The 20681-nt window shown below is 57.8% G+C and carries 23 protein-coding genes and 1 tRNA gene; 18 read left to right on the forward strand and 6 right to left on the reverse strand.

Features of this window, described 5'->3' with window-relative positions:
• Positions 1 to 30 precede the first annotated feature (30 nt).
• The 3 genes from CIW50_RS07385 (at position 31) to CIW50_RS07395 (ending at position 3839) form a co-directional block, all read left to right on the forward strand.
• Positions 31 to 1569 (forward strand): undecaprenyl-phosphate glucose phosphotransferase, encoded by a 1539-nt coding sequence (locus tag CIW50_RS07385; RefSeq protein WP_172980255.1) that lies wholly within the window; start codon positions 31 to 33, stop codon positions 1567 to 1569.
• Between the two features lie 63 nt (positions 1570 to 1632).
• Positions 1633 to 2907: an O-antigen ligase family protein gene (locus tag CIW50_RS07390; protein WP_149530633.1), complete on the forward strand. Its 1275-nt coding sequence runs from the start codon at positions 1633 to 1635 to the stop codon at positions 2905 to 2907.
• A complete protein-coding gene (locus CIW50_RS07395) occupies positions 2907 to 3839 on the forward strand; it encodes a glycosyltransferase family 2 protein (protein ID WP_149530634.1) in 933 nt (310 codons plus the stop codon). Before CIW50_RS07390 ends, CIW50_RS07395 begins: the two co-directional genes overlap by 1 nt.
• Positions 3840 to 3924: 85 nt before the next feature.
• On the opposite strand, the gene CIW50_RS07400 is transcribed toward CIW50_RS07395, so the two are convergent.
• Positions 3925 to 4170, reverse strand: a complete 246-nt coding sequence (locus CIW50_RS07400) for a hypothetical protein (protein ID WP_149530635.1) — start codon at positions 4168 to 4170, stop codon at positions 3925 to 3927.
• A gap of 183 nt (positions 4171 to 4353) precedes the next feature.
• On the opposite strand from CIW50_RS07400, the gene CIW50_RS28960 reads away from it, so the two are divergent.
• The 4 genes from CIW50_RS28960 to CIW50_RS07415 all read left to right on the forward strand — a co-directional run bounded on the left by CIW50_RS28960 (position 4354) and on the right by CIW50_RS07415 (position 8095).
• Positions 4354 to 4524 (forward strand): hypothetical protein, encoded by a 171-nt coding sequence (locus tag CIW50_RS28960; protein ID WP_172980256.1) that lies wholly within the window; start codon positions 4354 to 4356, stop codon positions 4522 to 4524.
• A gap of 275 nt (positions 4525 to 4799) precedes the next feature.
• A complete protein-coding gene (locus CIW50_RS07405) occupies positions 4800 to 5081 on the forward strand; it encodes a hypothetical protein (RefSeq protein WP_149530636.1) in 282 nt (93 codons plus the stop codon).
• A gap of 445 nt (positions 5082 to 5526) precedes the next feature.
• Positions 5527 to 7782, forward strand: coding sequence for a TonB-dependent siderophore receptor (locus CIW50_RS07410; protein ID WP_172980257.1), 2256 nt, complete (start codon positions 5527 to 5529; stop codon positions 7780 to 7782).
• 235 nt (positions 7783 to 8017) lie between these two features.
• Positions 8018 to 8095: transfer RNA gene (locus tag CIW50_RS07415), tRNA-Pro, on the forward strand.
• A 157-nt stretch (positions 8096 to 8252) separates the two neighbouring features.
• Here the strand turns inward: CIW50_RS07415 and CIW50_RS07420 are convergent.
• Complete coding sequence (locus CIW50_RS07420) at positions 8253 to 8567, reverse strand: hypothetical protein (protein WP_149530638.1); 315 nt, start codon at positions 8565 to 8567, stop codon at positions 8253 to 8255.
• 691 nt (positions 8568 to 9258) lie between these two features.
• The gene (locus CIW50_RS07425; RefSeq protein WP_149530639.1) at positions 9259 to 10719 is read right to left on the reverse strand and encodes a lipase family protein; all 1461 of its coding nucleotides are present in this window, start codon (positions 10717 to 10719) and stop codon (positions 9259 to 9261) included.
• Positions 10720 to 11108: 389 nt separating this feature from the next.
• Here CIW50_RS07425 and CIW50_RS07430 point away from each other — a divergent pair, with 389 nt between their 5' ends.
• The 4 genes from CIW50_RS07430 to CIW50_RS28965 all read left to right on the forward strand — a co-directional run bounded on the left by CIW50_RS07430 (position 11109) and on the right by CIW50_RS28965 (position 13424).
• Positions 11109 to 11288, forward strand: a complete 180-nt coding sequence (locus tag CIW50_RS07430; RefSeq protein ID WP_149530640.1) for a hypothetical protein — start codon at positions 11109 to 11111, stop codon at positions 11286 to 11288.
• Positions 11289 to 12267: 979 nt separating this feature from the next.
• Complete coding sequence (locus tag CIW50_RS07440; RefSeq protein ID WP_149530641.1) at positions 12268 to 12777, forward strand: lipocalin-like domain-containing protein; 510 nt, start codon at positions 12268 to 12270, stop codon at positions 12775 to 12777.
• A gap of 237 nt (positions 12778 to 13014) precedes the next feature.
• A complete protein-coding gene (locus tag CIW50_RS07445; RefSeq protein ID WP_149530642.1) occupies positions 13015 to 13230 on the forward strand; it encodes a hypothetical protein in 216 nt (71 codons plus the stop codon).
• A gap of 53 nt (positions 13231 to 13283) precedes the next feature.
• Positions 13284 to 13424, forward strand: a complete 141-nt coding sequence (locus tag CIW50_RS28965) for a hypothetical protein (RefSeq protein WP_172980258.1) — start codon at positions 13284 to 13286, stop codon at positions 13422 to 13424.
• Positions 13425 to 14018: 594 nt separating this feature from the next.
• On the opposite strand, the gene CIW50_RS07450 is transcribed toward CIW50_RS28965, so the two are convergent.
• The 3 genes from CIW50_RS07450 to CIW50_RS07460 form a co-directional block, all read right to left on the reverse strand.
• Complete coding sequence (locus CIW50_RS07450) at positions 14019 to 14222, reverse strand: cold-shock protein (protein ID WP_149530643.1); 204 nt, start codon at positions 14220 to 14222, stop codon at positions 14019 to 14021.
• 74 nt (positions 14223 to 14296) lie between these two features.
• Positions 14297 to 14506, reverse strand: coding sequence for a hypothetical protein (locus tag CIW50_RS07455; RefSeq protein WP_149530644.1), 210 nt, complete (start codon positions 14504 to 14506; stop codon positions 14297 to 14299).
• A 471-nt stretch (positions 14507 to 14977) separates the two neighbouring features.
• The gene (locus CIW50_RS07460; protein WP_149530645.1) at positions 14978 to 15589 is read right to left on the reverse strand and encodes a hypothetical protein; all 612 of its coding nucleotides are present in this window, start codon (positions 15587 to 15589) and stop codon (positions 14978 to 14980) included.
• 1185 nt (positions 15590 to 16774) lie between these two features.
• Here CIW50_RS07460 and CIW50_RS07470 point away from each other — a divergent pair.
• The 7 genes from CIW50_RS07470 (at position 16775) to CIW50_RS07500 (ending at position 20669) form a co-directional block, all read left to right on the forward strand.
• Entirely contained in the window at positions 16775 to 17161 is a 387-nt protein-coding gene (locus CIW50_RS07470) for a hypothetical protein (RefSeq protein WP_149530647.1), read from the forward strand.
• Positions 17162 to 17275: 114 nt separating this feature from the next.
• Positions 17276 to 17698 carry a hypothetical protein gene (locus CIW50_RS07475; protein WP_149530648.1) on the forward strand — a complete coding sequence of 141 codons (423 nt, stop codon included), beginning with the start codon at positions 17276 to 17278 and terminating at the stop codon, positions 17696 to 17698.
• Positions 17688 to 18188 (forward strand): hypothetical protein, encoded by a 501-nt coding sequence (locus tag CIW50_RS07480; protein ID WP_149530649.1) that lies wholly within the window; start codon positions 17688 to 17690, stop codon positions 18186 to 18188. The genes CIW50_RS07475 and CIW50_RS07480 overlap by 11 nt, the downstream gene beginning before the upstream one ends.
• A gap of 94 nt (positions 18189 to 18282) precedes the next feature.
• Positions 18283 to 18537 (forward strand): hypothetical protein, encoded by a 255-nt coding sequence (locus tag CIW50_RS07485; protein WP_149530650.1) that lies wholly within the window; start codon positions 18283 to 18285, stop codon positions 18535 to 18537.
• 785 nt (positions 18538 to 19322) lie between these two features.
• Positions 19323 to 19727, forward strand: coding sequence for a hypothetical protein (locus tag CIW50_RS07490; RefSeq protein ID WP_149530651.1), 405 nt, complete (start codon positions 19323 to 19325; stop codon positions 19725 to 19727).
• A 46-nt stretch (positions 19728 to 19773) separates the two neighbouring features.
• Positions 19774 to 20223: a hypothetical protein gene (locus CIW50_RS07495; protein WP_149530652.1), complete on the forward strand. Its 450-nt coding sequence runs from the start codon at positions 19774 to 19776 to the stop codon at positions 20221 to 20223.
• On the forward strand, positions 20220 to 20669 hold the full coding sequence (locus CIW50_RS07500; RefSeq protein ID WP_149530653.1) for a hypothetical protein: 450 nt from the start codon (positions 20220 to 20222) through the stop codon (positions 20667 to 20669). Before CIW50_RS07495 ends, CIW50_RS07500 begins: the two co-directional genes overlap by 4 nt.
• Positions 20670 to 20681: the final 12 nt, after the last annotated feature.

Below are 20681 nucleotides of genomic sequence, written 5' to 3' on the forward strand. Positions count from 1 at the left end.
GCATGCCAGCGCAACAACGGACATTTCACCTTGGACCCGATCAACGCACGCTCAATGATCGACGCGGCCGCGACGGACGCGCCCGGCGAACGCCGGTTCGAACGTCGTCGACGCCTCACGCCGGAAGCGCTCGCCGTTGCCGATCAGAAAGTGCGCGCCGCCTACTCGCCCGTCGTCATCACGGGCGTCGTCCGCGTGGTCGATTTCCTGATGCTCAGCATCATCGGCATCGCGCTCAACTTGCTCTATGTCGCGCCGGAAGCTGGCTTCAGGTGGGAATACCTCGCCGCGATCCTCGCGATGGCTGCTGCTGCCGTGGTGTGTTTCCAGTCTGCCGACATCTATCAGGTGCAGGTCTTCCGCGGCCACATCAAGCAGCTCACGCGCATGGCGTCGGCATGGGCCTTCGTGTTCCTGCTGTTCATCGGCGTTTCGTTCTTCGCCAAGGTCGGCGGCGCGGTGTCGCGTGTCTGGCTGTCCTCGTTCTTCTTCCTCGGTCTCTTTGCTCTGATCGCGGAACGCGCCGTCGTGCGTGCGCTGATCAAGCGATGGGCGCATCAGGGCCGTCTCGACCGTCGCACCATCATCGTCGGCGCCGATTCCAATGGCGAGACGCTGATCAGGGACCTCAATGCGCAAGAAGATTCCGACATCCAGATCCTCGGTGTGTTCGACGACCGCAACGACAAGCGCTCGATGGACACGATCTCCGGCGCGCCGAAGCTCGGCAAGGTCGATGACATCATCGAATTCGCACGGCGCACCCGCGTCGATCTCGTGTTGTTTGCGCTGCCGATTTCGGCCGAAACGCGCATTCTGGAAATGCTGAAGAAGCTGTGGGTGCTGCCGGTGGATATCCGCCTGTCCGCGCATACCAACAAGCTGCGCTTCCGCCCGCGTTCCTACTCTTATCTCGGCAAGGTGCCGACCCTCGACGTGTTCGAGGCGCCGATCACCGATTGGGATCTGGTGATGAAGTGGCTGTTCGACCATATCGTCGGCGGCCTGATCCTGATCGCCGCACTGCCCTTCATGGCGCTGGTGGCCATCGCCATCAAGCTCGACAGCCCCGGCCCGGTGCTGTTCCGGCAGAAGCGCTTCGGCTTCAACAACGAGCGCATCGACGTGTTCAAGTTCCGCTCGCTCTATCACGACCAGGCCGACCCGTTGGCCAAGACCGTCGTCACCAAGGGCGACAAGCGGGTTACACGCGTCGGCCGCTTCATCCGCAAATCCTCTATCGACGAATTGCCGCAGCTGTTCAACGTGGTGTTCAAGAACAACCTGTCGCTGGTCGGCCCGCGTCCCCACGCCGTACAGCAGAAGGTGCAGAGCCAGTTGCTGGATGAGGCCGTCGACGGCTATTTTGCCCGTCACCGCGTCAAGCCCGGCATCACCGGCTGGGCCCAGGTCAATGGCTGGCGCGGCGAAGTCGACAGCGAGGAGAAACTGCAGAAGCGCGTCGAATTCGATCTCTATTACATCGAAAACTGGTCGGTGCTGTTCGACACCTACATCATGCTGAAGACGCCGGTGTCGCTGCTGACCAAGAACGAGAACGCCTACTGAGGGTTGGTACGCGCCGCCGGCCTACACCTCTCGTCAACCCCGCCTGCGTAGAGTGATGCCACGATGAGCACTCACGCTTCAGCCGATCATTACCTCGCCTCGCCCGCGGCACCTCCCGCCGTGGTGACGCTGCAGCGCGCGCTGCTGTGGGCGATGGGTTTCGGTGGCGCCATCGTCTTCATCGAGCCCAGCCCCTTCGAGATCGCGACCCTGACCGCGATGGTCGTGTTCTTCGCGTCGGGGCTGCGCATGCGGCTGGTGTTCATACCGCTGTTGCTCCTGCTGTTCCTGGTCAATCTCGGCTACACGATCTGCGCCGCCTATCTGCTCGACAAGGCGCCGATCGTGAACTGGATCCTGACCTCCTGGTACATGGCCATCATGGCGATATTCGTCGCGCTGGTGATGTCGGAGGACACGCTGGCGCGCATCGATCTGCTGCGCCGCGGCCTGATCGTCGGCGCGCTCGTCGCGTCGTTGGCCGGCATCCTCGGCTATTTGCATCTGATCCCCGGCGCGGAGATGTTTACACTCTACGGCCGTGCCGCCGGCACGTTCAAGGATCCCAACGTGCTCGGCGCCTTCCTGGTGCTGCCGGCGCTGTTCTGTTTGCAGAGCGTCGTCAGCGACGGTTTCGGTCGCTCGCTCCGCAGCGCCATTGCGCTCGGCGTCATTGCGCTCGCGGTCCTGCTCGCTTTCTCCCGCGCTGCCTGGGGCCTGCTGGCGATCACCTCGGCCTTCATGCTGATGCTGATGGTGCTGACCAGCCAGTCCAACAAACAGCGCTCGCGCATCATCATCATGGCGCTGGCGGCTGTCGCCGTCGTGGCGCTGGTGATCGTGATCCTGCTGCAATTCGACTTCATCGCCGACATGTTCAAGCAGCGCGCCTCGTTCGATCAGAAATACGACGAAGGCCGCTTCGGCCGCTTCGGCCGGCATATCCTCGGCGCGCAGATGGCGCTCGACCTGCCGTTCGGCATCGGCCCGCTGCAATTCACCAAATTCTTCCCTGAAGATACCCACAATTCCTATCTGAACGCCTTCATGTCCGGCGGCTGGATCTCGGGCGTGTGCTATCCCGCGCTGGTGTTCATCACGGCCCTGCTCGGCTTTCGCTACATCTTCGTCCGCGTGCCTTGGCAGCGCGCTTATCTCGCGGTGTTCGCGGCTTATCTCGGCACCGTCGGTGAAGCCTTCATCATCGACACCGATCACTGGCGCCATTTCTGGATGATGCTCGGCATCATGTGGGGCATGTTCGTCGCCGCTCAACAATACATGGCCACGGCGCAATTGCGTGCGGCGTCCGCGGACACGATGGGACATCGCGCCTGATGACTGACGCCAGTATTCGCATCGCCGTAATGATCCCCTGCTTCAACGAGGCCGCGGCCATCGGCAAGGTCGTCGCCGATTTCCGTCAGGTCCTGCCGATGGCCGACATCTACGTCTACGACAACAACTCGTCAGACGACACGGTCGCCATCGCCCGCGAGGCCGGCGCGCAGGTGCGCAGCGAACGGCATCAGGGCAAAGGTCATGTGGTCCGGCGCATGTTCGCCGATATCGAGGCCGAGATCTATCTGCTGGTCGATGGCGACGCGACCTATGACGCTGCGAGCGCACCTGCGATGATCGAGAAACTGATCGGGGACCATCTCGATATGGTCGTCGCCCATCGCGAGGATCAGGTGGACGCCGCGTATCGCATGGGCCATCGCGCCGGCAATATGTTGTTGACGAAGTTCCTCGCCAATATTTTCGGCCGCGGTTTCGAGGATATCCTGTCTGGCTATCGCGTGTTCTCGCGTCGCTTCATCAAATCGATGCCGGTTTTGTCCGATGGATTCGAAATCGAGACCGAGCTCAGCGTCCACGCGCTCGAGCTATCGATGCCGGTCGCCGAGATCAAGACGCCCTATTTCGCACGCTTGCCGGGCTCCGTCAGCAAGCTGAATACCTGGCGCGACGGCTTCCGCATTCTCGGCACCATTCTCAAGCTGTATCGCACCGAGAAGCCGCTACGATTCTTCACCACGATTGCCATCACGCTGGCGTCTACGTCAGTGATCCTGTCGATCCCGCTCGCGATCACCTTCATCGAGCAAGGCGTCGTACCGCGCTTGCCGACCGCCGTGCTCTCGGTCGGCATCATGCTGGTAGCAGTAATGTCGCTGTTTGCAGGCCTCGGTCTCGATACTGTCTCGCGCGGCCGCCGCGAAGCCAAGCTGATGCGCTACCTCTCCGAGCCCTGGCTCTCGCGCTAGCGAGTGCGCAGGGCCATCGCGGGAGTGCGCAAACGAAAACAGCCTCGCTTGCGCGAGGCTGCTTCGTTCAAACCACTTACGTCCGTTAGCGAACGATCACAGTCTTGGTTCGCCCGCCGCGGTAATAACCGCCGTGGTTGCGGTGACCGTAGTCGCGACGCACATAGCCACGGCTCGGGCGATAGCCATAGCCGCGATGATAGCCACGATCACGGTGGTGATATCCACCGCCGCCGATCTGCACATTGATGCCCTGCGCAGACGCGGGGCCTGCAGGTGCTGCGACATAGAGAACGGCCGCAGCCGCCAGCAGAGCCAGTTTCTTGATCATGACAATTTATTCCTTCCTTTAAAGATATCGCGGGACAAGCCATTACCGCCCGGAAAGTTCCGCGCAAAATGGAGCACATCGACGCAGGGCCCGCATGTCCGAGCCGTGCCAGACTCCCGCCTGATTCGCGATGGGCATTCGTCATCACAGGGAACACGCAAGAAACTGAGCCGTTCTCCTGGCATGACACAGCAGACAAAGAACCGCGATTTCGACAAACAGCCGAAGCCTGATCAGAAAATTCCGCCGGCCGGTCCGCACGACAAGCCGGAACTGACCGACGAGAACAAGACGCCGGGCAGCGGCATCTTGCCTGACAGGGATCACAGGAAAGTCGATGGCCCAACGGGATGACCGCAATCGGTCATCATGTCGTCACGTATCGACATTAGACATTTATTAACCTTCTCGACTCACTGTGGAGTTAAGGAAGCGCGGACCGGATGTACGTCTGCGTTTGATGGCTCGGAGTTCGCTCCGGGCCATTGTTTTTTCTGGCACCGCTTTTGCGGAAGCCGCAACGCAATTGGTTCCCGGAACAACGTGGAATTTCCTCGCGATGTTCCCGCCTTAGAACCGAACCTTCAAAAGAGCGACACGTTAACTCCTCGACACGAAGGAGAAGCAACATGAAAAAGACAGCTCTTGTTCTTGCCACCATCGCTGCCGTCGGTGCGGCATCCATGACAGCCAAACCCGCTGAGGCGCGCGGTGGCCGCGGCGCCGCAATTGGCCTCGGCATCGCGGCCGGCGCATTGGCGGCCGGTGCGTATGGCGCTTACGGTCCGGGCTATGGATATGGCTACGGTCCGCGCTATTACGGCCCGCGTTATGCCTATGGTCCGCGCTACGGTTACGGCGGCGGCTACTATGGTGGCCCGCGTTATTATCGCAGCTACGGCTATTACTAACCGCAGCTAGCTGGACACAGCGAAGGCCCGGAAATCTTTTCCGGGCCTTTTGCGTCATGCAGACAGACGAAGATCAGAGCAACAGAAGCAGGGGTGAAACATCTCAGCTGCGACCAGAAACATGGCTGGCTGAGGCGAGCTCCACTTCACCAATTATCGCGCGCCGTTTGCGAAGCACGAAACAAACAGCAACAATTTTCTTCCTCGCACATGATAGTTCGCGAGGCATCCGCACGTGGGCAACGACACTTTTACACAAGACGTAATGTCGCAGGCATCGTGTAGCACAGCCTCGATGCAAAGCGCATCTACACAATCTGGATCAATTCTATCGTCTCGGGCACGAGCCTAGATAAATTCTATCGAACCCCATAGTGCGAGCCGGGAGCAACTTGGTTAGACGCTCAAACACGCCGGCGTGACCGGCGCTAACCGGGGCGTCATGATGAAATCACTTGCTATCAAAACCAAGAAGCAGACCGTACTGCTCTGCTCTGTCAGTTTCGCGGCACTGTTCTGCGATCTTCCGCGCGATGCTTATGCACAGTCGACGCTCCCCGCAGTCACCGTGGATTCGCCTCGGCCGCGTTCGCGCGATGTGGCCGGCGCCACCACGCGATCGGCAACGCGCGGCGCCCGCCGCACGCGCGCGGCGCGCACGCCAACAATTCCCGTGCCAGCGGCAACGTCATCGCGGGCCGAACGCTCCTATCAGACGGTCAACGGCTATGTCGCAAGCCAGAGCGCTTCGGCCAGCAAGACCGATACGCCTCTGATCGAGACACCGCGTTCGGTATCGGTCATCGACCGCAAGGAACTCGACGATCGCGGCGTGACCAGCATTCCGGAGGCCGTTCGCTATTCCTCGGGCGTGACCACCGGCGGCTTCGGCTACGACCCCCGCTTCGACCAGATCTACGTGCGCGGCTTTTCGACCACCACGTTGGGCGATTTCCGCGATGGTTTGAAGCAATTCCCGGCCGGCTTTACGACGTTTCGCACCGAGCCCTATCAACTCAGCAGCATCGAGGTCATCAAGGGGCCGGCCGCCGTGCTCTATGGCCAGTCGGTGCCGGGTGGCCTGATCGATCGCCGCTCGAAACTGCCGACGGAAAACCAGATCAACGAGATCTCCGTTCAAGGCGGCACCTATGGCCGCTTCCAGACGGCCTTCGACATTGGCGGCGCGGCCAATCCCGACAAGTCCCTGCTCTATCGCCTGGTCGGCGTCGGGCGCGCCGGCGACACCAATTTCGATATCGCTGACGAGCGCTTCATGCTGGCACCGTCTTTGACATGGCGCCCGACCATCGACACCACGATCACGGTTTACGGCATTTTCCAGAAGGACGAGACCGATGCCAGCGTTGCCGTTCTGAACAGGAATGGGCAGATCCTGAACATGCGTGGAAGCGATCCAAAATATGATTATCTCCGGCAGGAACAGGCGCAGGTCGGCTACAAGCTCGAACATCGCTTCGACGATGTGTTCACGTTCCGCCAGCATACGCGTTTCGGCGCGCTCAAGGCGGAGTCGCGCTATCTGAGCGGAAGCTTCGCAACGCCCACCTCCACCATCTACGATCGCGGCGCGGTTGCGGTCGGTGACGAACAGACCAGCTGGCAGACCGACAACAATCTCGAAGCCAATTTCGCTACCGGCGCGCTCACTCACAAAATGCTGTTCGGCGTCAATTACGATCACAACGTCTGGGACTTCCGCCTGGGCTTCGGCCCGGTGAATCCGGCCTACGCGCTGAACACGCTCAATCCGGTCTATGGCATCGCCGGTGCGACGCCGGCTTACACATCGGGTTCGCGCTCGGTGCAGGAACAGGTCGGCATCTACGTGCAGGACCAGATGAGCGTCGGCAACTGGCGGCTCTCCGTCAGCGGCCGGCAGGACTGGGCCGATCAGACGCAGACCAACGCCCTGACCGGCGCGGTCACCAGCGCCCGCAACGACAAGGCTTTCTCCTACAGCGCGGGACTGCTCTATCTGTTCGACAACGGCATCGCGCCCTATGTCAGTTACGCGACGTCATTCCAGCCCAACACCCTGATGGGCATCGACGGCATCGTGCTTCCGCCGTCCGAAGGTGAACAGATCGAAGGCGGCGTGAAGTATCAGCCACGGCCGGATGTCCTGCTCACCGCGTCGGTCTACGACCTCAAGGAAAGGAATGCGGCAAAGCTCGCGGGCTATGTCAACGGCGTCGCCTATTACACGTCGGTCGGCGAAATCCGCGTCCGGGGTTTCGAACTCGAAGCACGTGCACGATTGACCGAAGAGCTGGAGACCGTCTCGGCCTATACTTATTCGGATGCCGAGATCACACAGAGCACGATTGCGACCGAGGTCGGCAAGACACCAGCCGTGACGCCCAAACACACCGCGTCGAGCTGGCTCAATTACACCGCCCGCACAGGCGCCTTCGATGGCTTCGGCGCCGGCTTCGGTGTGCGCTACATCGACTCGACCTGGACCACCAACGACAACCTCATGCGCAACGCGGGCTACACATTGTTCGATGCGGCGCTCCGCTACGATCTCGGCAAGGTCAAGCCGCAGCTTGTCGGCTATCAGGCCTCGATCAATGCCAACAACATCGCGGATGACAAGGTCGCCGTCTGCAACGCCGGCTACTGCTATCTGAGCCAGGGCCGCACGGTGATCGGGACGCTGCGCTATCGGTGGTAGGCCAGCGAAACGCCAAGGCCAATCGCGGCCGCCTGACGAGAACGAGGCCCGAGCGCAATCCCGGGCCATTCACCTCGTCGACCGGCGCCCCATCGACCAGCGGAGAGCTGCACGAATGCTTCGTGCAGCCGATACTCAAAGAAATCCCCAGGGAGATATCCGTGAACTGCCCCGTGCCATGAATTGCCTTTGGCTTCTTGCGCCGCGGCCGGATCGAAGCTACACGATGCCCCATCGGAGCGTAGCGCAGCCCGGTTAGCGCACTAGTCTGGGAGACTAGGGGTCGGAGGTTCGAATCCTCTCGCTCCGACCATATAACACTTTGAAATCATTTGATTTTCCTCTGCGATCTCGCCGCCAAATGCTGCGGCGTTTGTTGCGGGGAAGCACCGGGGAAGCACGACGCCGGTTTCAGGCGGCTTTTTGAGGTCGGAAGGCACCGAATCGGCCCCTTCCGAACACTCAAAATTTTAATGCAAACGCCGGCCCTCGCCGAGCGCAGCGGCCCGAGCCCCCAGCATTCGCCGCCCCATCGCGATCGTGACCGAAGCATCGATTTCGACCAGGTTGTCTGACAGGACCCGGAATTGGCCTACGGCGTTGCCTTTGAGCGGCGCAAGCATGCGCGCTGCCATCGCTGAACTGACCTGGCATTGTATGAGGGCGTATTGATCTTCAATGGAGAGGATTAGATCCACTCCCCTTCGAGCCAGCAGTTCGCCGATTGCGGTTCGGGTCGTCGTGGGCGCGTCATTGACGGAGGTTGCAGCTGAAGAGTTGCGCATAACGTTTTGCCTTTCGAGCAACTGTCAAAGTCCAGGGGCGAAATGACCGACGTTAGGCGGCCCCGCACACCTTTGGGCTCGCGCCTTGGACATGCGCGTGCGGCCCCTGGACAAAAATGGTGATCGCCGACTATCCGGAATGGCATTCGGCTAACGTTTGGGCTTTCGACCCGCGCAGAGGATGCGCTTGTTTTTCCAGCTCACAATCAAATTCTTTGTCGATAAAAGTCTAACATGCAGGACCAGACATCGTCCGTTTGATATCACGAAAGAATTCTTGAATTGGTAGTTCACCAGCGATTTTTGCGTGTCGTAATGCCAGACGAACCAGACATCGAAACGGCTCCGACAATCACGCCAACTAGCATCAAAGCACTCTTCGGACTGTAAGCTCCGCGTCGAATCCATGCACAATGGCGATGTGATGTCGCCATAGATGGTGGACAACATTTCGGCCGGCCTCGAGCACTTCGCTCGCAAGGCGGGATAGCGGGACGGCGCTGCGGTGACCGACGATCGTTGCCTGTGGCCACCGCATCAGCGGCACCCACACCATACCCCACCCCTGGTCGGGGGGCGCGGCGCTGCAGTCCAAACGTCGCAGGGCGCTCCGACTAAATTTCTAAATTTTGAAAAGGTCGGGGGTGCCGTAATCGCCGAAATTCCAGCAAATACGGCCACGCTTTCAAAGCTACTTCCTTTTACGCTTTTTAAGCGCCGGACGTTTTGCTTCAGCCGGAAGCATCTTCGGTTTCGTGCCTGCAATCAGATTCCCAAGGATCGCTCGCACAATCGGCCTCTGAAATAACTTTTCCGGGGGCGCTCGCCTTTGCTTCTTCGTTTGCACCCACTCGTCCAATACCGTCGCTACCTGTTTTACGCTGGCCCGCTTCGAAGATGCTCGCTTTCGCGATTTTACTTTCGGAAGCTTGCGGTTCTCGACGACGAATTTGATCAAGCCCAAAACTTCAGGCTCTTCTAAGAGAGTTCCATGATCCTTGGCGATCGCCAGTTCAAACCGATTGCTCGGTCGACAGTACGCATGCCACGCAGACCAGAATGGAACGGTGCCGTCACCTGGACCGGGCCGGCCGCGCAAAGGACTCGGCGATGATCCGGGATTGAAGCGAGAACCATCAATGTTCTCCCACTCAATTTTCACCGCCGTCTGAAGGTCGAGTGATGAGCGTGCGTTAAAGAAGTATGGCGCGATGACCGGATCAATCGGTCGTGAGACATTCTCAAGTTCGCGCTTTGCTCGTGCAAGATAGGCCTTGTGATCGGCAACGGCGGACGGCCAGCGACTGAACATTGCCGCGTCGAACGGGTCCGCGTCGGAACCATCAGCAGGATCCACCTGAGGGTACTGGGTCAATCCAAGTTTCGCGCCATCTCTCGTATAAACGCTTTTGGGCAAAAACATCAGGCTGAACGGTCCGGGAAGAGAGGCCACAATCTCCGTGACGCGCTTCGCCGAATAAATGCGGTTCAGTATTCCCGGCATCCCACTGTAGTAACGCTCCTGGTGCGTTGAAGTCCCGTAGAACGGAGTCGCCACTGTTAGAATCGCGTGGAATCCCAGATTTCTAAACTGACTGTTTCGGAGTGCATCGACGCAAACCATGCCGCCCATACTGTGACAGACAAGTGTAAGCCCAGGGATCGGATCAATTCCATACGAATAAACAACGCGTGCTCGAAACGAAATGATAAACTGTCGGAGATGGCGTGAGCTTTCCGCCAACGGCCGTCTCCAATCAAATCCGAAAACGCCGTAATTCCAAGCTTCCTGCGCCGCGAAATCCTTAAGCTCGTCGTAGGGCGTTTGCCCCCCAAATCCAAAGCTAATTGGTCCGTGCGCTGCAACTACGTATGACTCGATATCCTTTTCCTTCTCGCTCGGCGCTGGTCCATCTATCATGGTTTTGACCGCATCCCGGCTTAGGATAATGCCCAGGTCCATCCAAATGACGTCAGTGATAACGTTCGGACTCTGTGGGTACGGCGCTTCAGTTCGCTCGAGTTGAGAACCCATCCCTCCAGGAAGCAGAATCACAGTCGGCTTTGCTGGGTCGAATGAGTTCACCAAACTCACGAGCTGGTGCTCATAATAGCTTTCGATCAGAGATTCTCGATAGCTGTCGTAAGACATCATCATCTCCTGTCAAAATCGCTAGCGGGGTATGAATAGTTGTTTCGACGAAATCGGATCGATGCTCAGCAAATGTGGCATTCTCAGATTACTTGAACCGGCATATTCGAAGAACGCAAATCGCATCGCTCTCTAGACGAAGCGCGCTTGAGATCGACAGTCTGTGCTGCAATGGCAAGTAATCCAAGTGCATTCTATGTACGCACACTCTCGACCCTTTAGGGGATGTCGTGGGCTAGTAGACCGCTGCGGCTAGCGCGCAAGGCGTCGCCGGATACCTTCCAGGTATTCCTTTCTCGCAACCGCCGCTTAAATTTTACTCGCCATTGTTCACTGCGGTGATCCTCATACCCCAATGAAGGCAGACTCCACTTCCAAAGGAGGCCAACTTGCCGCTAGCGCAAATCATTGTTGCCCCACCTGAAGGCTGGCTGTCTTTCGACTTGGCGTCGCTGGGCGCGAGCGTGCTCATGTTCGGAATTGCGGTGGGGCTTGTGATCTGGTTGCTTGAAAGCCGATCGCATGAGGGCAAAGAAAAACCCGCCGAGGACGAATTCGGCGGGTCTTAGTCGCGGTGCGAATACGAAGGCCGCTTGGAGCAATCTTGTACGTCAAAGCTTAACGAACTGATCTCTTTGCCGCTAATTTAGAAGCATCACCCAATTGGGTTACGCGCCGTTCACGACTTATCAGCGCGGGCATCGTGACACACACGATTCTGCAGATGCTACCGGCGTTCTTACGCAATTTTCCCTTGCGATATCGCCGCCACGACTTGATGCTGCCTCAGGGCAAACAGCGCAGCAAGCAGCCGGCGTTATGAGAAACTGGAAAGACGATATTGAACTTCTCTGGACGCTCCGCGATATTAGCGGTGGGCGGCTGAAGTTGTCTCCAATAACGGAAGACCAACTAAGCGAGCTCCTGGAGATGGGCTTCGTCGAAGTTGTGGACGACCAGGTGAAGCTGACAGGCGCAGGCTACAGCAGGACCAAGTGATCCACTTGTGTCGCTTCGGCTACTACTTCTGCAGTGCCGCCCGTGGATACACATGATTGCGCTTGTGTTCATATCGATTGGGATGTCGAGTTCGTCTTCGCGCTCGCGCGGCGGGGCTGATCGACTCGGCTTGCGCGACACGTTGACGAAGTGCCGCCAAATCCCTCATGCTGGCAGAAAGCAACTCAGCAGCCTCCACGGCCGCGATGGCCTGCTCAATACTCACACTCATTTACCATCCCAGCTATCGCTTTGTCGCGAGTTGGCCATGCGACTACCACGCCACAGCGAAACGAGAATACCCCGTTTGGGTGATGCCGCGCCCCATCGTGACGGAGGGTTACTGCAGATACGACGCTCTCCCTCGCCATCGGCTACAAGGCGTGTTGGCACATTTCGGAATTTTTCGCCTTTTTTCTAACGCATGCCCACGTTTTGATGTGGCCAATCAGAATGGCCGGCCGCCGGTGCCGTGTTGCTCTATGAATTGCTCCGTTGACCGCCGGCCGCCTGGCACAATGATTTAGAGGAGGAACGGAGGGAGCACGCATGAAAGCAGTATTCATGATTCCGATAGTCGCAGCTCTTACATTCTGCACTTTGTCCGCGCGGGCAGCAGAGCCGCTAAAACAGCAGCTGGTAGGTACTTGGAGCGTCATTTCATTTGTAAACGAGAATGAAAAGACCGGAAAAACAACCAAGGTATTTGGTTCGGATCCGAAAGGATACTTCATGTTCGATGCAGCAGGTCACTTCTCAATAAATCTCATACGTGCGCGACGGGCCAAATATGGCAACCGCGACTTTCCGACTGCCGGCGAAGGCAAGGCCGCTCTGGAGGGAATGATCGTTATGTTTGGCGATTATAAAGTCAGTGAAACTGACAATTCGATATCCTTGCACATTATCGGCGGCAGCTTTCCCGCGTGGGACAACACGAATAAGAAACGCTTCATCGCGATCAGAAACGATGAGCTCACGTATAAGAATCCGACACCGGCGACCGGCGGGGGTACCGCTGTGGTCACTCTGAAACGCGCGCCAAGCGTAACAGAGTGATCTTTCCCTGATCCTGGCAATACGCACTTGAATTGATTTGCCGGGGCGATGGTTCGGAATCTTGTTGGAATGCCTCCGCGCTCCTGACCAAATCTCCGTGACGCCCTCCCCGCCATCGGAATAAGACTGCGGCGCCGATGCCACAGTTGGCCATGAGCTCCATCTGCCTTGTGGGATGCTCGTTGGCGAGGACGTTTCGCTGAGCTATGAGCACGCATCGCAGCTTGGAGTTAGAGAGTGACCGGACGCGCACATTGGAACGGCACGCATGTCGTCGGCAGGATTAAGTTAAACGGCATCGAGAGAGTTGTTGCTGTTGACCGTGACACGGTCCACCGTCACGCACCTGGATACAACGATGCCATCACTTGGGAACTCGACCGCTTCGCGCAGGAAATTCTAGAAAAACTGACGCCATATTTCGAGGCGGAAGGGCTTGGCCAAGCCGTGTGACCTTCGCTCGCTGCCTGCCTATGCTCCCGCGCTGACGCATAAGGAACACGACCATGGACCAGTCCGAAGCCCTTGAAGCTATCAGAATCATCGCGGAAGCCTCTCTCGATGTCGTTGATGTTGAGGTGCTTCACGCTCGGTTACGCGAAATTATCGAGATGGCGAGTTCCGCCACGGAGCATCGGCGATCCTGACTAGAAGGGCACACAGATGCAGGAACGAGCCTTTGCGCTCTTGGTCGCCGCTCCATTTGCCATCGCCGGATGCTGGATTGCGTGGTGGGCAATCAAGCCCGCGCTCGATGCGCTAGGCGACAGACGCTCGTGACGAAGGATCGAACCTGCGAGCTCCTTGCAGGTTGGCCAGACGCCTTCATGGGGAAAATCGTCGCTTTAGGTTGAACCTCAGCGACAGGCTGCCGCACCTATGATGGGGCGAGCAATCAGAGGTCACCATGCCAGTCGCACTGAAACAGCCAGCCGCGCTCCTGTCCGCAACAAAAACTCCACCGTGGATCCATCTCGTCTGGTTCGGAGCGGCGGGTCTCTTCGTATCGCTGCTGGCCATGACTTATGGCCTCGATCTCAGTCCGGGACTCTTCTGAACAGAGGAGGCTTCGGCGTTGTGGTTGTTGTCCTTACGTTCCGCAGCTGCATTTAATTTTTGATACAGCGCAAAGCACGAACATACGAGCAGCAGTTCTCACTTTGCGGGAAGTGCGGATGACAATGAATGCCCGCCGGGGGACAAATCCGGCGGGTCGAAATCTCGGTCAACAGTCGCCGTAATCAGCCGACGCGCAAGTTTTCTGCCGACGTCTTCCCGCGGTTTTCCTGTTCTTCGTAGCTGACCTTTGCACCCTCGTTGAGCGTGCTCAATCCCGCCCGTTCTACAGCGGAGATGTGCACAAACACGTCCTTGCCGCCGGCATCTGGCTGAATGAAGCCGAAGCCCTTGCTAGGGTTAAACCACTTTACTGTACCAGTCGCCACATCGCTCTCCCTGCTGCTATCGGCACAACGTCGCATGAAGCCGCGGAGAGTCAAGAAGAGCACGCACCGCGATATTAGGACGGCAATTTATCGAATGTGGCCACGCCTGCCTCTATGACGTCGATTTCAGTCTCGACGGCATCTAACGGCACGGCAAAATTGAAGCTGGTTCGGCTTCGTAGGTCTTTGGCGATTCGCTTTCGATGATCCAGCAGACCGACCAGCGCGGCCCGATCACCGACCTGGATATATGCCCTGACAATAAGCTCAATTGCTGATGCCACTGCCGCCTCCAAAGAAAACCCGCCGGGGACGAAGCCGGCGGGTCTGTCTCTTCGTCTACCAACTAGCGGTACGCATTACAGTGCCGCTTGAGCTGAAGGCTATCGGGAGAACCTTAAAGAAAGATTCCCGACCGCAAAGCGTGATCGAGATTGTAAAGACAGCGGCAATGGACGACGATGATGACGGCCAATTGCTGGCGGCATGCACTTGCAGGAGTGTAGAAATGCGCATTGCAGCAACATTCATTGTTCTGGTTATTGCTAGTTCAGGCACTGCTAACGCGAAGCCTGCACCCAAAGCATTTTGCACCTGGGCGGAGTGTATGCCCAGATGTGAAACGTCTGGCGGGAAGTACTGTAGCTCTTACTGCACCAAAGAGACTGCGAACCGTCGTTTGACTGGACAGTGCAAATAATTTCCCATCGCCTCGGTTTGTCGCGTGCTCACCAAACAGCTGCGCAATAGGCTCGCTAACCTTCGCAGCCTTTCGCTTTGTAAGCGTCTTTCATTGTCTGTTGCTCCTTCGCATACCCCTCAGCAGCGTCGATTTGCTTTTTGATCAGCTTACATTTCAGGCTATCCCTCGCATAATTTACCTGCTTGGGCTTGTTGGCCGCCCTTCGAAACTGCCGCTCGTATGTAATCTTTGCGTTTGCCTTCGCGGTCGCTGCCTTGTCAGCAAGACCGCCTCGTTCGAACGACCCTGCAGCGACATCAAAATGATCTGTTGCAGCAGCCAGATCACCGCGCTTTTCGGCAGCCATGCCTGCCGCAAAGTGCTTGAAGCCCTCTTTTCTCTCCTTCTCGATCTGGGGGTCTACCTTTGGCGTGCTCGCTGCCGCCGTTGGCTTGACCGCGGCTAATGTGGGCTTGGTGGCGGATGTGGCAGGCGCTCTGGTCTCGGAACGATCAATGCCCAGTATATCCGCCGTAACGTTCGATGCCGCGCCATAGTCTCGACTGCGTGGCACCGGCGGCGCAGCCCCGATGCGCGTCGCCCTCGCTGCACCACCATTGGCCGTGATCGAGCCATCTGGCTGTAGCGTGTATGTGTAAGACCCCATGCTCGTCGTGTAGAGCATGGTGTTGCCTGCGCACGTCCATGTTCCCTCCGCCTGGCAGGCCGCGTTTTCTGTACAGATGGCTCGTCCGTCACGTGTGAGGGCCCCTCTGTTGCCACCGGCTAGACCGCCGTGATTCCAAACTCCGGCGAACCTGTCCACGCAGCTGGCTGGAGGTGCTGCCATTGCGGGGCCGACTAAAAGAGTGAACGCAACAAGAGAGAAAAGGCGCATCGCTAAATACCTCAAGAAAGGAGCGAGTTGGAATGAGTCCGACTATAGCGTTCAGCACGCGCGCCTTGAAGGAGGCAAGGTTGGAATAGCTTCTCGCGATCGAAGACAAAGGATTCGCCATGACTGGTTAGGTTGAATCAGGACCCACGCTGAATCAAGATCTGCGCAGCCCCTCCCGACCACCGATCTGATCAAGTTCAGTGGGCAACTCGACCGCGCGGCCCACGCTGGCCGCGATGCAATAGGAACGTCGATGTTCAGATTTCTAAAGCTCACAATTCAGATTATTTGGGCCGTATCGATCATCGGGGTAGCCACGTTTATTGGAGCTATTTATGGCTGGCAGCAGCACGGATGGGTGGGCGCCCTCTCCCTGGGTTTCGTGGGATTTTGTTTTGGAGCCCTCGGTGCCGGAAGCCCAGCATTGATCCTTCATTTTTTTCGGTGAGAACTATCCCCACGCACCCTAATAGAATGTCGGTCATGAAAGTAGGCGGCGACAACCTATGTGGCGAGGGCAATGTTTTTGCGCTGGCTGAGATCCCTGCATGACGGACTCTTTTTTACGGAGTGAATGCGGTGCATCATGAAGGAGCGAGGCCTTGAGCAAGCGCCCGTTGAGCCGGACCGAGCTTGTCCTCATTATTGGCGCCTTAATTGTCGCATTTTTAATGGTCTTTTACTGGAGCCAACATCTCTCACGCTCGGCTCGGCAGAGACAGCAGATACGCGAGAACTATGATCTGAAGCGGGAGGGGGAACGAAACGAAGCTCCGAAGTTTCTGCCGGACGCGAGGCCCAGATAACCGACTACCTGTCTCCCTAGGTAAGACGTTTCATTAGCTGGTCGACAGCATTTCCATCTCACAATGTAGGGTGAATCGAACGTTACGGCATTCGGCAAAAGCCGTTGATTCGTGCCACTAGTTAGTGAGGCCTATCGCCTATCCTTTCTCCAAAAAGGAAGGGCGAATGACTCTGACATTGGGCTTAGGCATACTTTTCTTCTGGACGATTTGGTTCGCTCTGATTTTCGTACCGGCCTATTGGGTAGGGAGGTGGTTGGCTCCGAAGAACCCGGCCGAACTGCATCCGGTGGTTTACGTTGCCCTAGCCGCGATATTCGGCTTGTTCTCGCAGCTTGCAGTCTTGATCGCCGTCATAGCTATCATGTTCGGTGAGCTTTTCGTTTTCGGCCCCTCACCCTCGCTTAAGGTGTTCATGAAAGACCCGCAGGGTTTTGGGGGTGCCTTCGTAAACATGTTGCTTTTCGTTCCGACCTTCGCCGCGCTTGTCGCGGGCTACTGGAAAGCACGGCGGCGCCTGTACGGCGCGAGAGGTGGTTTGACCCCGAACTAGCATCAAAGGGTCACGCAACGGCTGTCCTGTGGTCGCTGCAGTCGTTGTCAATTATGCGTTCATGTAATCAGATCCAACAAGCTTTGCATTCACGGCCGGGGATTGAGTCGAATCATGCCAGCGCTCTCGTCGGCCTCGTTGGTCAACGTCGCTCGTCTCGCAATTATGTGGGTCGGCTTCGGCTGGCCTGTATTGGGGTTGGCGATCGAACTTGAGAAAGGAAATGAGTTGGCTTGGGTGGCCGTCGGCACTGTGTTCATGGGAGCAATTTTTGGATTGCCCGCTCTACTACTGGGCCTCGCTCTGCCAGCATACAAACAACGAATTTTCATTGTTCCGATCGGTCTCTTTGCGATCTTCTGGGCCCTTTCGAGCCAGTCAGCCACCTATCAGGGCCTCACTCTGCCTCCATTCATGTTCCTTTGGATTGTTACATTCACGGCAATCTCGCTCCTCCCCCCGCAACGCTTTAATGCTGCGTCTGAGCAGAACTGGAAAAGCGGCTGGCGCCGGCAGGATGTTGCCGATGACAAGTAGTCGCCGTAAAGCCAAATCTCTTGCGGCGGCTGCCTTGATCATTGGTGTTGCTGTTATCGGCTACACTTTATTTCGCGGCCCCTTGCCGTTTCCGCATCGCTTCGTTCATACCTGCGACACTGCCATTGCTGACCGGTTGAAGGAGTCAGCAAGCTACGAGCGAACCGGCTTGCAGGGGTCTATTAAAACACTCAGCCAAGAAGAGTTTTTTGCCGATCCGCGTCGGGCCGTCGCTCCTGAGCATCGCAGGGCAATTATTGGATCAAACCAGCCTGTCCGGTATGAAGCACTGATCACATACCGGGCTCTAGATGCCGTGGGCGCTGTAATTCAGGAGCAGGCAAGCTGCACGTTCAACTCGCTAAGCGGAGGAGACGCGCCGAACAAGACAAGCGGTGTGCAGATCGATGGGGAGTATAACCTTGATTGGGTCAAACGGCAGCATCCCAATTCCAGAGAGATGTTCTTTCGCATACTCAAAAATTCGTAGCAAAGATCCGGCTGGGTGCCGCGCTCCTTGTCCAATGATCAACAATTGCCCCGCTTGACGTGGTGTTAATTCGAATGGAAGTAAGGACCGGAGTATGGGATTTCGTGCAAAGTTAGATATGAAGCTTAGGCCTTGGCCTTACGTCGCACTGGCCGCCCTACTAGGCGCCTTGGGCGGCCCCATCATTCCCGCATTTAGATACGGCTCTCTCGTCGCCATCGTCGCTGCCGCTGTCATGGGAGCAGCTATTCTTTCTGTTGTGGCTTGGTGGGTATTGCGCCAACACGGACTGCTGATCAGCGCGACTGTTCAAGACATGGTCGACGCCCAACGGCGCAAGAAGTCCTAACGCGAACGCAGATCCGCACCGTCTCCCTGCGATCATGGGCAAGGATGACGCCCTCCCCGCCATCGGATAAAATGGCGGGCATGAAAGCAGATCAACGACTGGCTGGGTTTTGTTTGATCGTGCTCGCCATTCTTATCGCGGGCATCATGGTGGAGAAGTTCTGGGACTGCCGACTTACAAAAGGGCTGTCGGAATCGGCCTGCTTGTTTACGCCCGCTCCGTACACCGTGCCCTAGAAGCCGCCTCACTGAGGCGGCCTTATCGGAGAACACAATGCCAAATTGGGTAGGACCGCTTCTCGCCCTGATAGCTCTCATCGGGTTTATTGGTTTTGCGTTTCGGCAAGGCACAAAGGTGTCACCAGATCAGAATAATACAGATACCGGTCCAAGCCAAAATGATTATCCCCCAGGCCCTTTTTGAATGAGGCCACTGACGATTTCAAACCGGGCCACTAGAGGTCGAAATAGGGCAGGTACCGGAATTACTTCGGTGGCTGCAATTCACCCTTTAACCAGCCTATCGCTTGATCCGTTTTAAGCGGGTCGGGTCGGTCGCAATCGAAGCATTGGAACGTGCGCGGCCCTTTGCCGCCCGACGGCAGCGCCAAAATCAGATGAGCCCCACATCGGGGACAGACTGGCCTTTGAGCTTGACCCATAGCGGCCAAATTCTGCCGCCAGTCGGGAACTTCGTCAATTTCAAATCAGGCGCACTCCGTCCGAACAGGCAAATTCAACCTCAACGGACTCGACTTTTGTTCTTTTTATGTTCTAGTCAAGGACATGAGCGACAGACCTGCAAGCTGGCGGATGCCGACGCCAAAACAGATGGAAAAGCTGGCCTCCAAGCCAAGCCGCCCACCTGACCCGCCTATTCCGATGCCCGGGCCTGCGGACGACCTGCCAGAGGCTTATTGGGATTCCATCGTCCGAGATCCCCGCGGTCAGATCCGTACCGGCGTTCCCATTCAGCAGCGGCGCCTCTCCGAAATTCACCGACACGTCCTGCGCGTGACCTGTCGTCGCTGCGATCGGATCGTTGAAATTCAGACCGTGGATGCGGTGCGTATCTACGGGGCCCATGCGGTCTGGAAAGACGTGGGCATGAAGCTGCTCGACAACGGCTGCCAGGAACGCACAGGACGCCTCGAGGAGGACGGCTGCTGGCCGTCATTTGAGACAACCTAGCGCTTATGATTTTTCCTTTTTTTGACCGTCACGCTTGGACGCCCTTATGGCTCCGAAATATCACCCCACGCCCCTCTCAGGCGGCGACAGGAAAGCTCTGAACAAAGAGCTGAACAAGGCGCGCGGCGTGACGCTGATGCTTGCACGTCAGTCGGACGAATTGCGCGCAAAGGGCGAAGCCCTGATCCGGGAAGCTGACAAGCTGTCCTGCGAAAGCTGGAACGAGCGCATGTGGGCGGACGGCGAGCCGATTGATCCGTCCCCGACCGTCAATCAGGCACTGAACGGCGGCTTTCCGTGGCTCGAGATTGAATGTTCAAGATGCCGGGCCAAGCGCGACGTCAGCCTGGCAGAGCTCCCGCATGTCGACACGACATGCATCCACGACCTCGCGACCCGCCTGCGCTGCCAGCGGTGTGCGAAAGGCGGCAAGAGACCGCTGGCGACATTGCTGCAGTTGGCGCCCAGCTCACGGCATGGCGTGGAGACGCCATGATGCCGGAACTGACACGGCGGCGCACCGATGATCGTTTTGAGACCTGGGAAATCTGGTACGGCGACGTGCAGGTCGGTACCATCGGCCTGCACGACTGGGACCCTACCCCCGAGAGGTCGTGCATCTGGAAATGGTCTTGCGGCTTTTATCCGGTCCAGGCTGGCGAATGTTACAGCGGCGAAGCCCTCGACTTCGAAACAGCCCGCGCCGCCTTTGATGCTGCGTGGAAGGTGTTCCTGCAGAAGCGCACCGAAGCGGAGTTCGAGGCTTCGCGCCGGCAGCAACAGTGGACCGCCAACAAATACGCGCTATGGGACGCCGGATTTCGCAACAAGCTCGGCAGAGGTCCGCTCCACTGCCCTTGCGGCGCGACGTTCGACCCCGGCATACCTGAAGAGACCATGGCTCATATTGAACACATCACCGGACGAGCACCGGGCACGTAATCGATAGGAACG

This window comes from Tardiphaga sp. P9-11, from assembly GCF_008329525.1.
Lineage (GTDB): Bacteria > Pseudomonadota > Alphaproteobacteria > Rhizobiales > Xanthobacteraceae > Tardiphaga.

Coding starts and splice junctions, on each gene's coding strand:
- CIW50_RS07390 (WP_149530633.1), top strand. CDS start 1,633: ATGAGCACTCACGCTTCAGCCGATCATTACCTCGCCTCGCCCGCGGCA.
- CIW50_RS07395 (WP_149530634.1), top strand. CDS start 2,907: ATGACTGACGCCAGTATTCGCATCGCCGTAATGATCCCCTGCTTCAAC.
- CIW50_RS07400 (WP_149530635.1), bottom strand. CDS start 4,170: ATGATCAAGAAACTGGCTCTGCTGGCGGCTGCGGCCGTTCTCTATGTC.
- CIW50_RS28960 (WP_172980256.1), top strand. CDS start 4,354: ATGACACAGCAGACAAAGAACCGCGATTTCGACAAACAGCCGAAGCCT.
- CIW50_RS07405 (WP_149530636.1), top strand. CDS start 4,800: ATGAAAAAGACAGCTCTTGTTCTTGCCACCATCGCTGCCGTCGGTGCG.
- CIW50_RS07410 (WP_172980257.1), top strand. CDS start 5,527: ATGAAATCACTTGCTATCAAAACCAAGAAGCAGACCGTACTGCTCTGC.
- CIW50_RS07420 (WP_149530638.1), bottom strand. CDS start 8,567: ATGCGCAACTCTTCAGCTGCAACCTCCGTCAATGACGCGCCCACGACG.
- CIW50_RS07425 (WP_149530639.1), bottom strand. CDS start 10,719: ATGTCTTACGACAGCTATCGAGAATCTCTGATCGAAAGCTATTATGAG.
- CIW50_RS07440 (WP_149530641.1), top strand. CDS start 12,268: ATGAAAGCAGTATTCATGATTCCGATAGTCGCAGCTCTTACATTCTGC.
- CIW50_RS28965 (WP_172980258.1), top strand. CDS start 13,284: ATGGACCAGTCCGAAGCCCTTGAAGCTATCAGAATCATCGCGGAAGCC.
- CIW50_RS07460 (WP_149530645.1), bottom strand. CDS start 15,589: ATGCTCTACACGACGAGCATGGGGTCTTACACATACACGCTACAGCCA.
- CIW50_RS07470 (WP_149530647.1), top strand. CDS start 16,775: ATGACTCTGACATTGGGCTTAGGCATACTTTTCTTCTGGACGATTTGG.
- CIW50_RS07475 (WP_149530648.1), top strand. CDS start 17,276: ATGCCAGCGCTCTCGTCGGCCTCGTTGGTCAACGTCGCTCGTCTCGCA.
- CIW50_RS07480 (WP_149530649.1), top strand. CDS start 17,688: ATGACAAGTAGTCGCCGTAAAGCCAAATCTCTTGCGGCGGCTGCCTTG.
- CIW50_RS07485 (WP_149530650.1), top strand. CDS start 18,283: ATGGGATTTCGTGCAAAGTTAGATATGAAGCTTAGGCCTTGGCCTTAC.
- CIW50_RS07490 (WP_149530651.1), top strand. CDS start 19,323: ATGAGCGACAGACCTGCAAGCTGGCGGATGCCGACGCCAAAACAGATG.
- CIW50_RS07495 (WP_149530652.1), top strand. CDS start 19,774: ATGGCTCCGAAATATCACCCCACGCCCCTCTCAGGCGGCGACAGGAAA.
- CIW50_RS07500 (WP_149530653.1), top strand. CDS start 20,220: ATGATGCCGGAACTGACACGGCGGCGCACCGATGATCGTTTTGAGACC.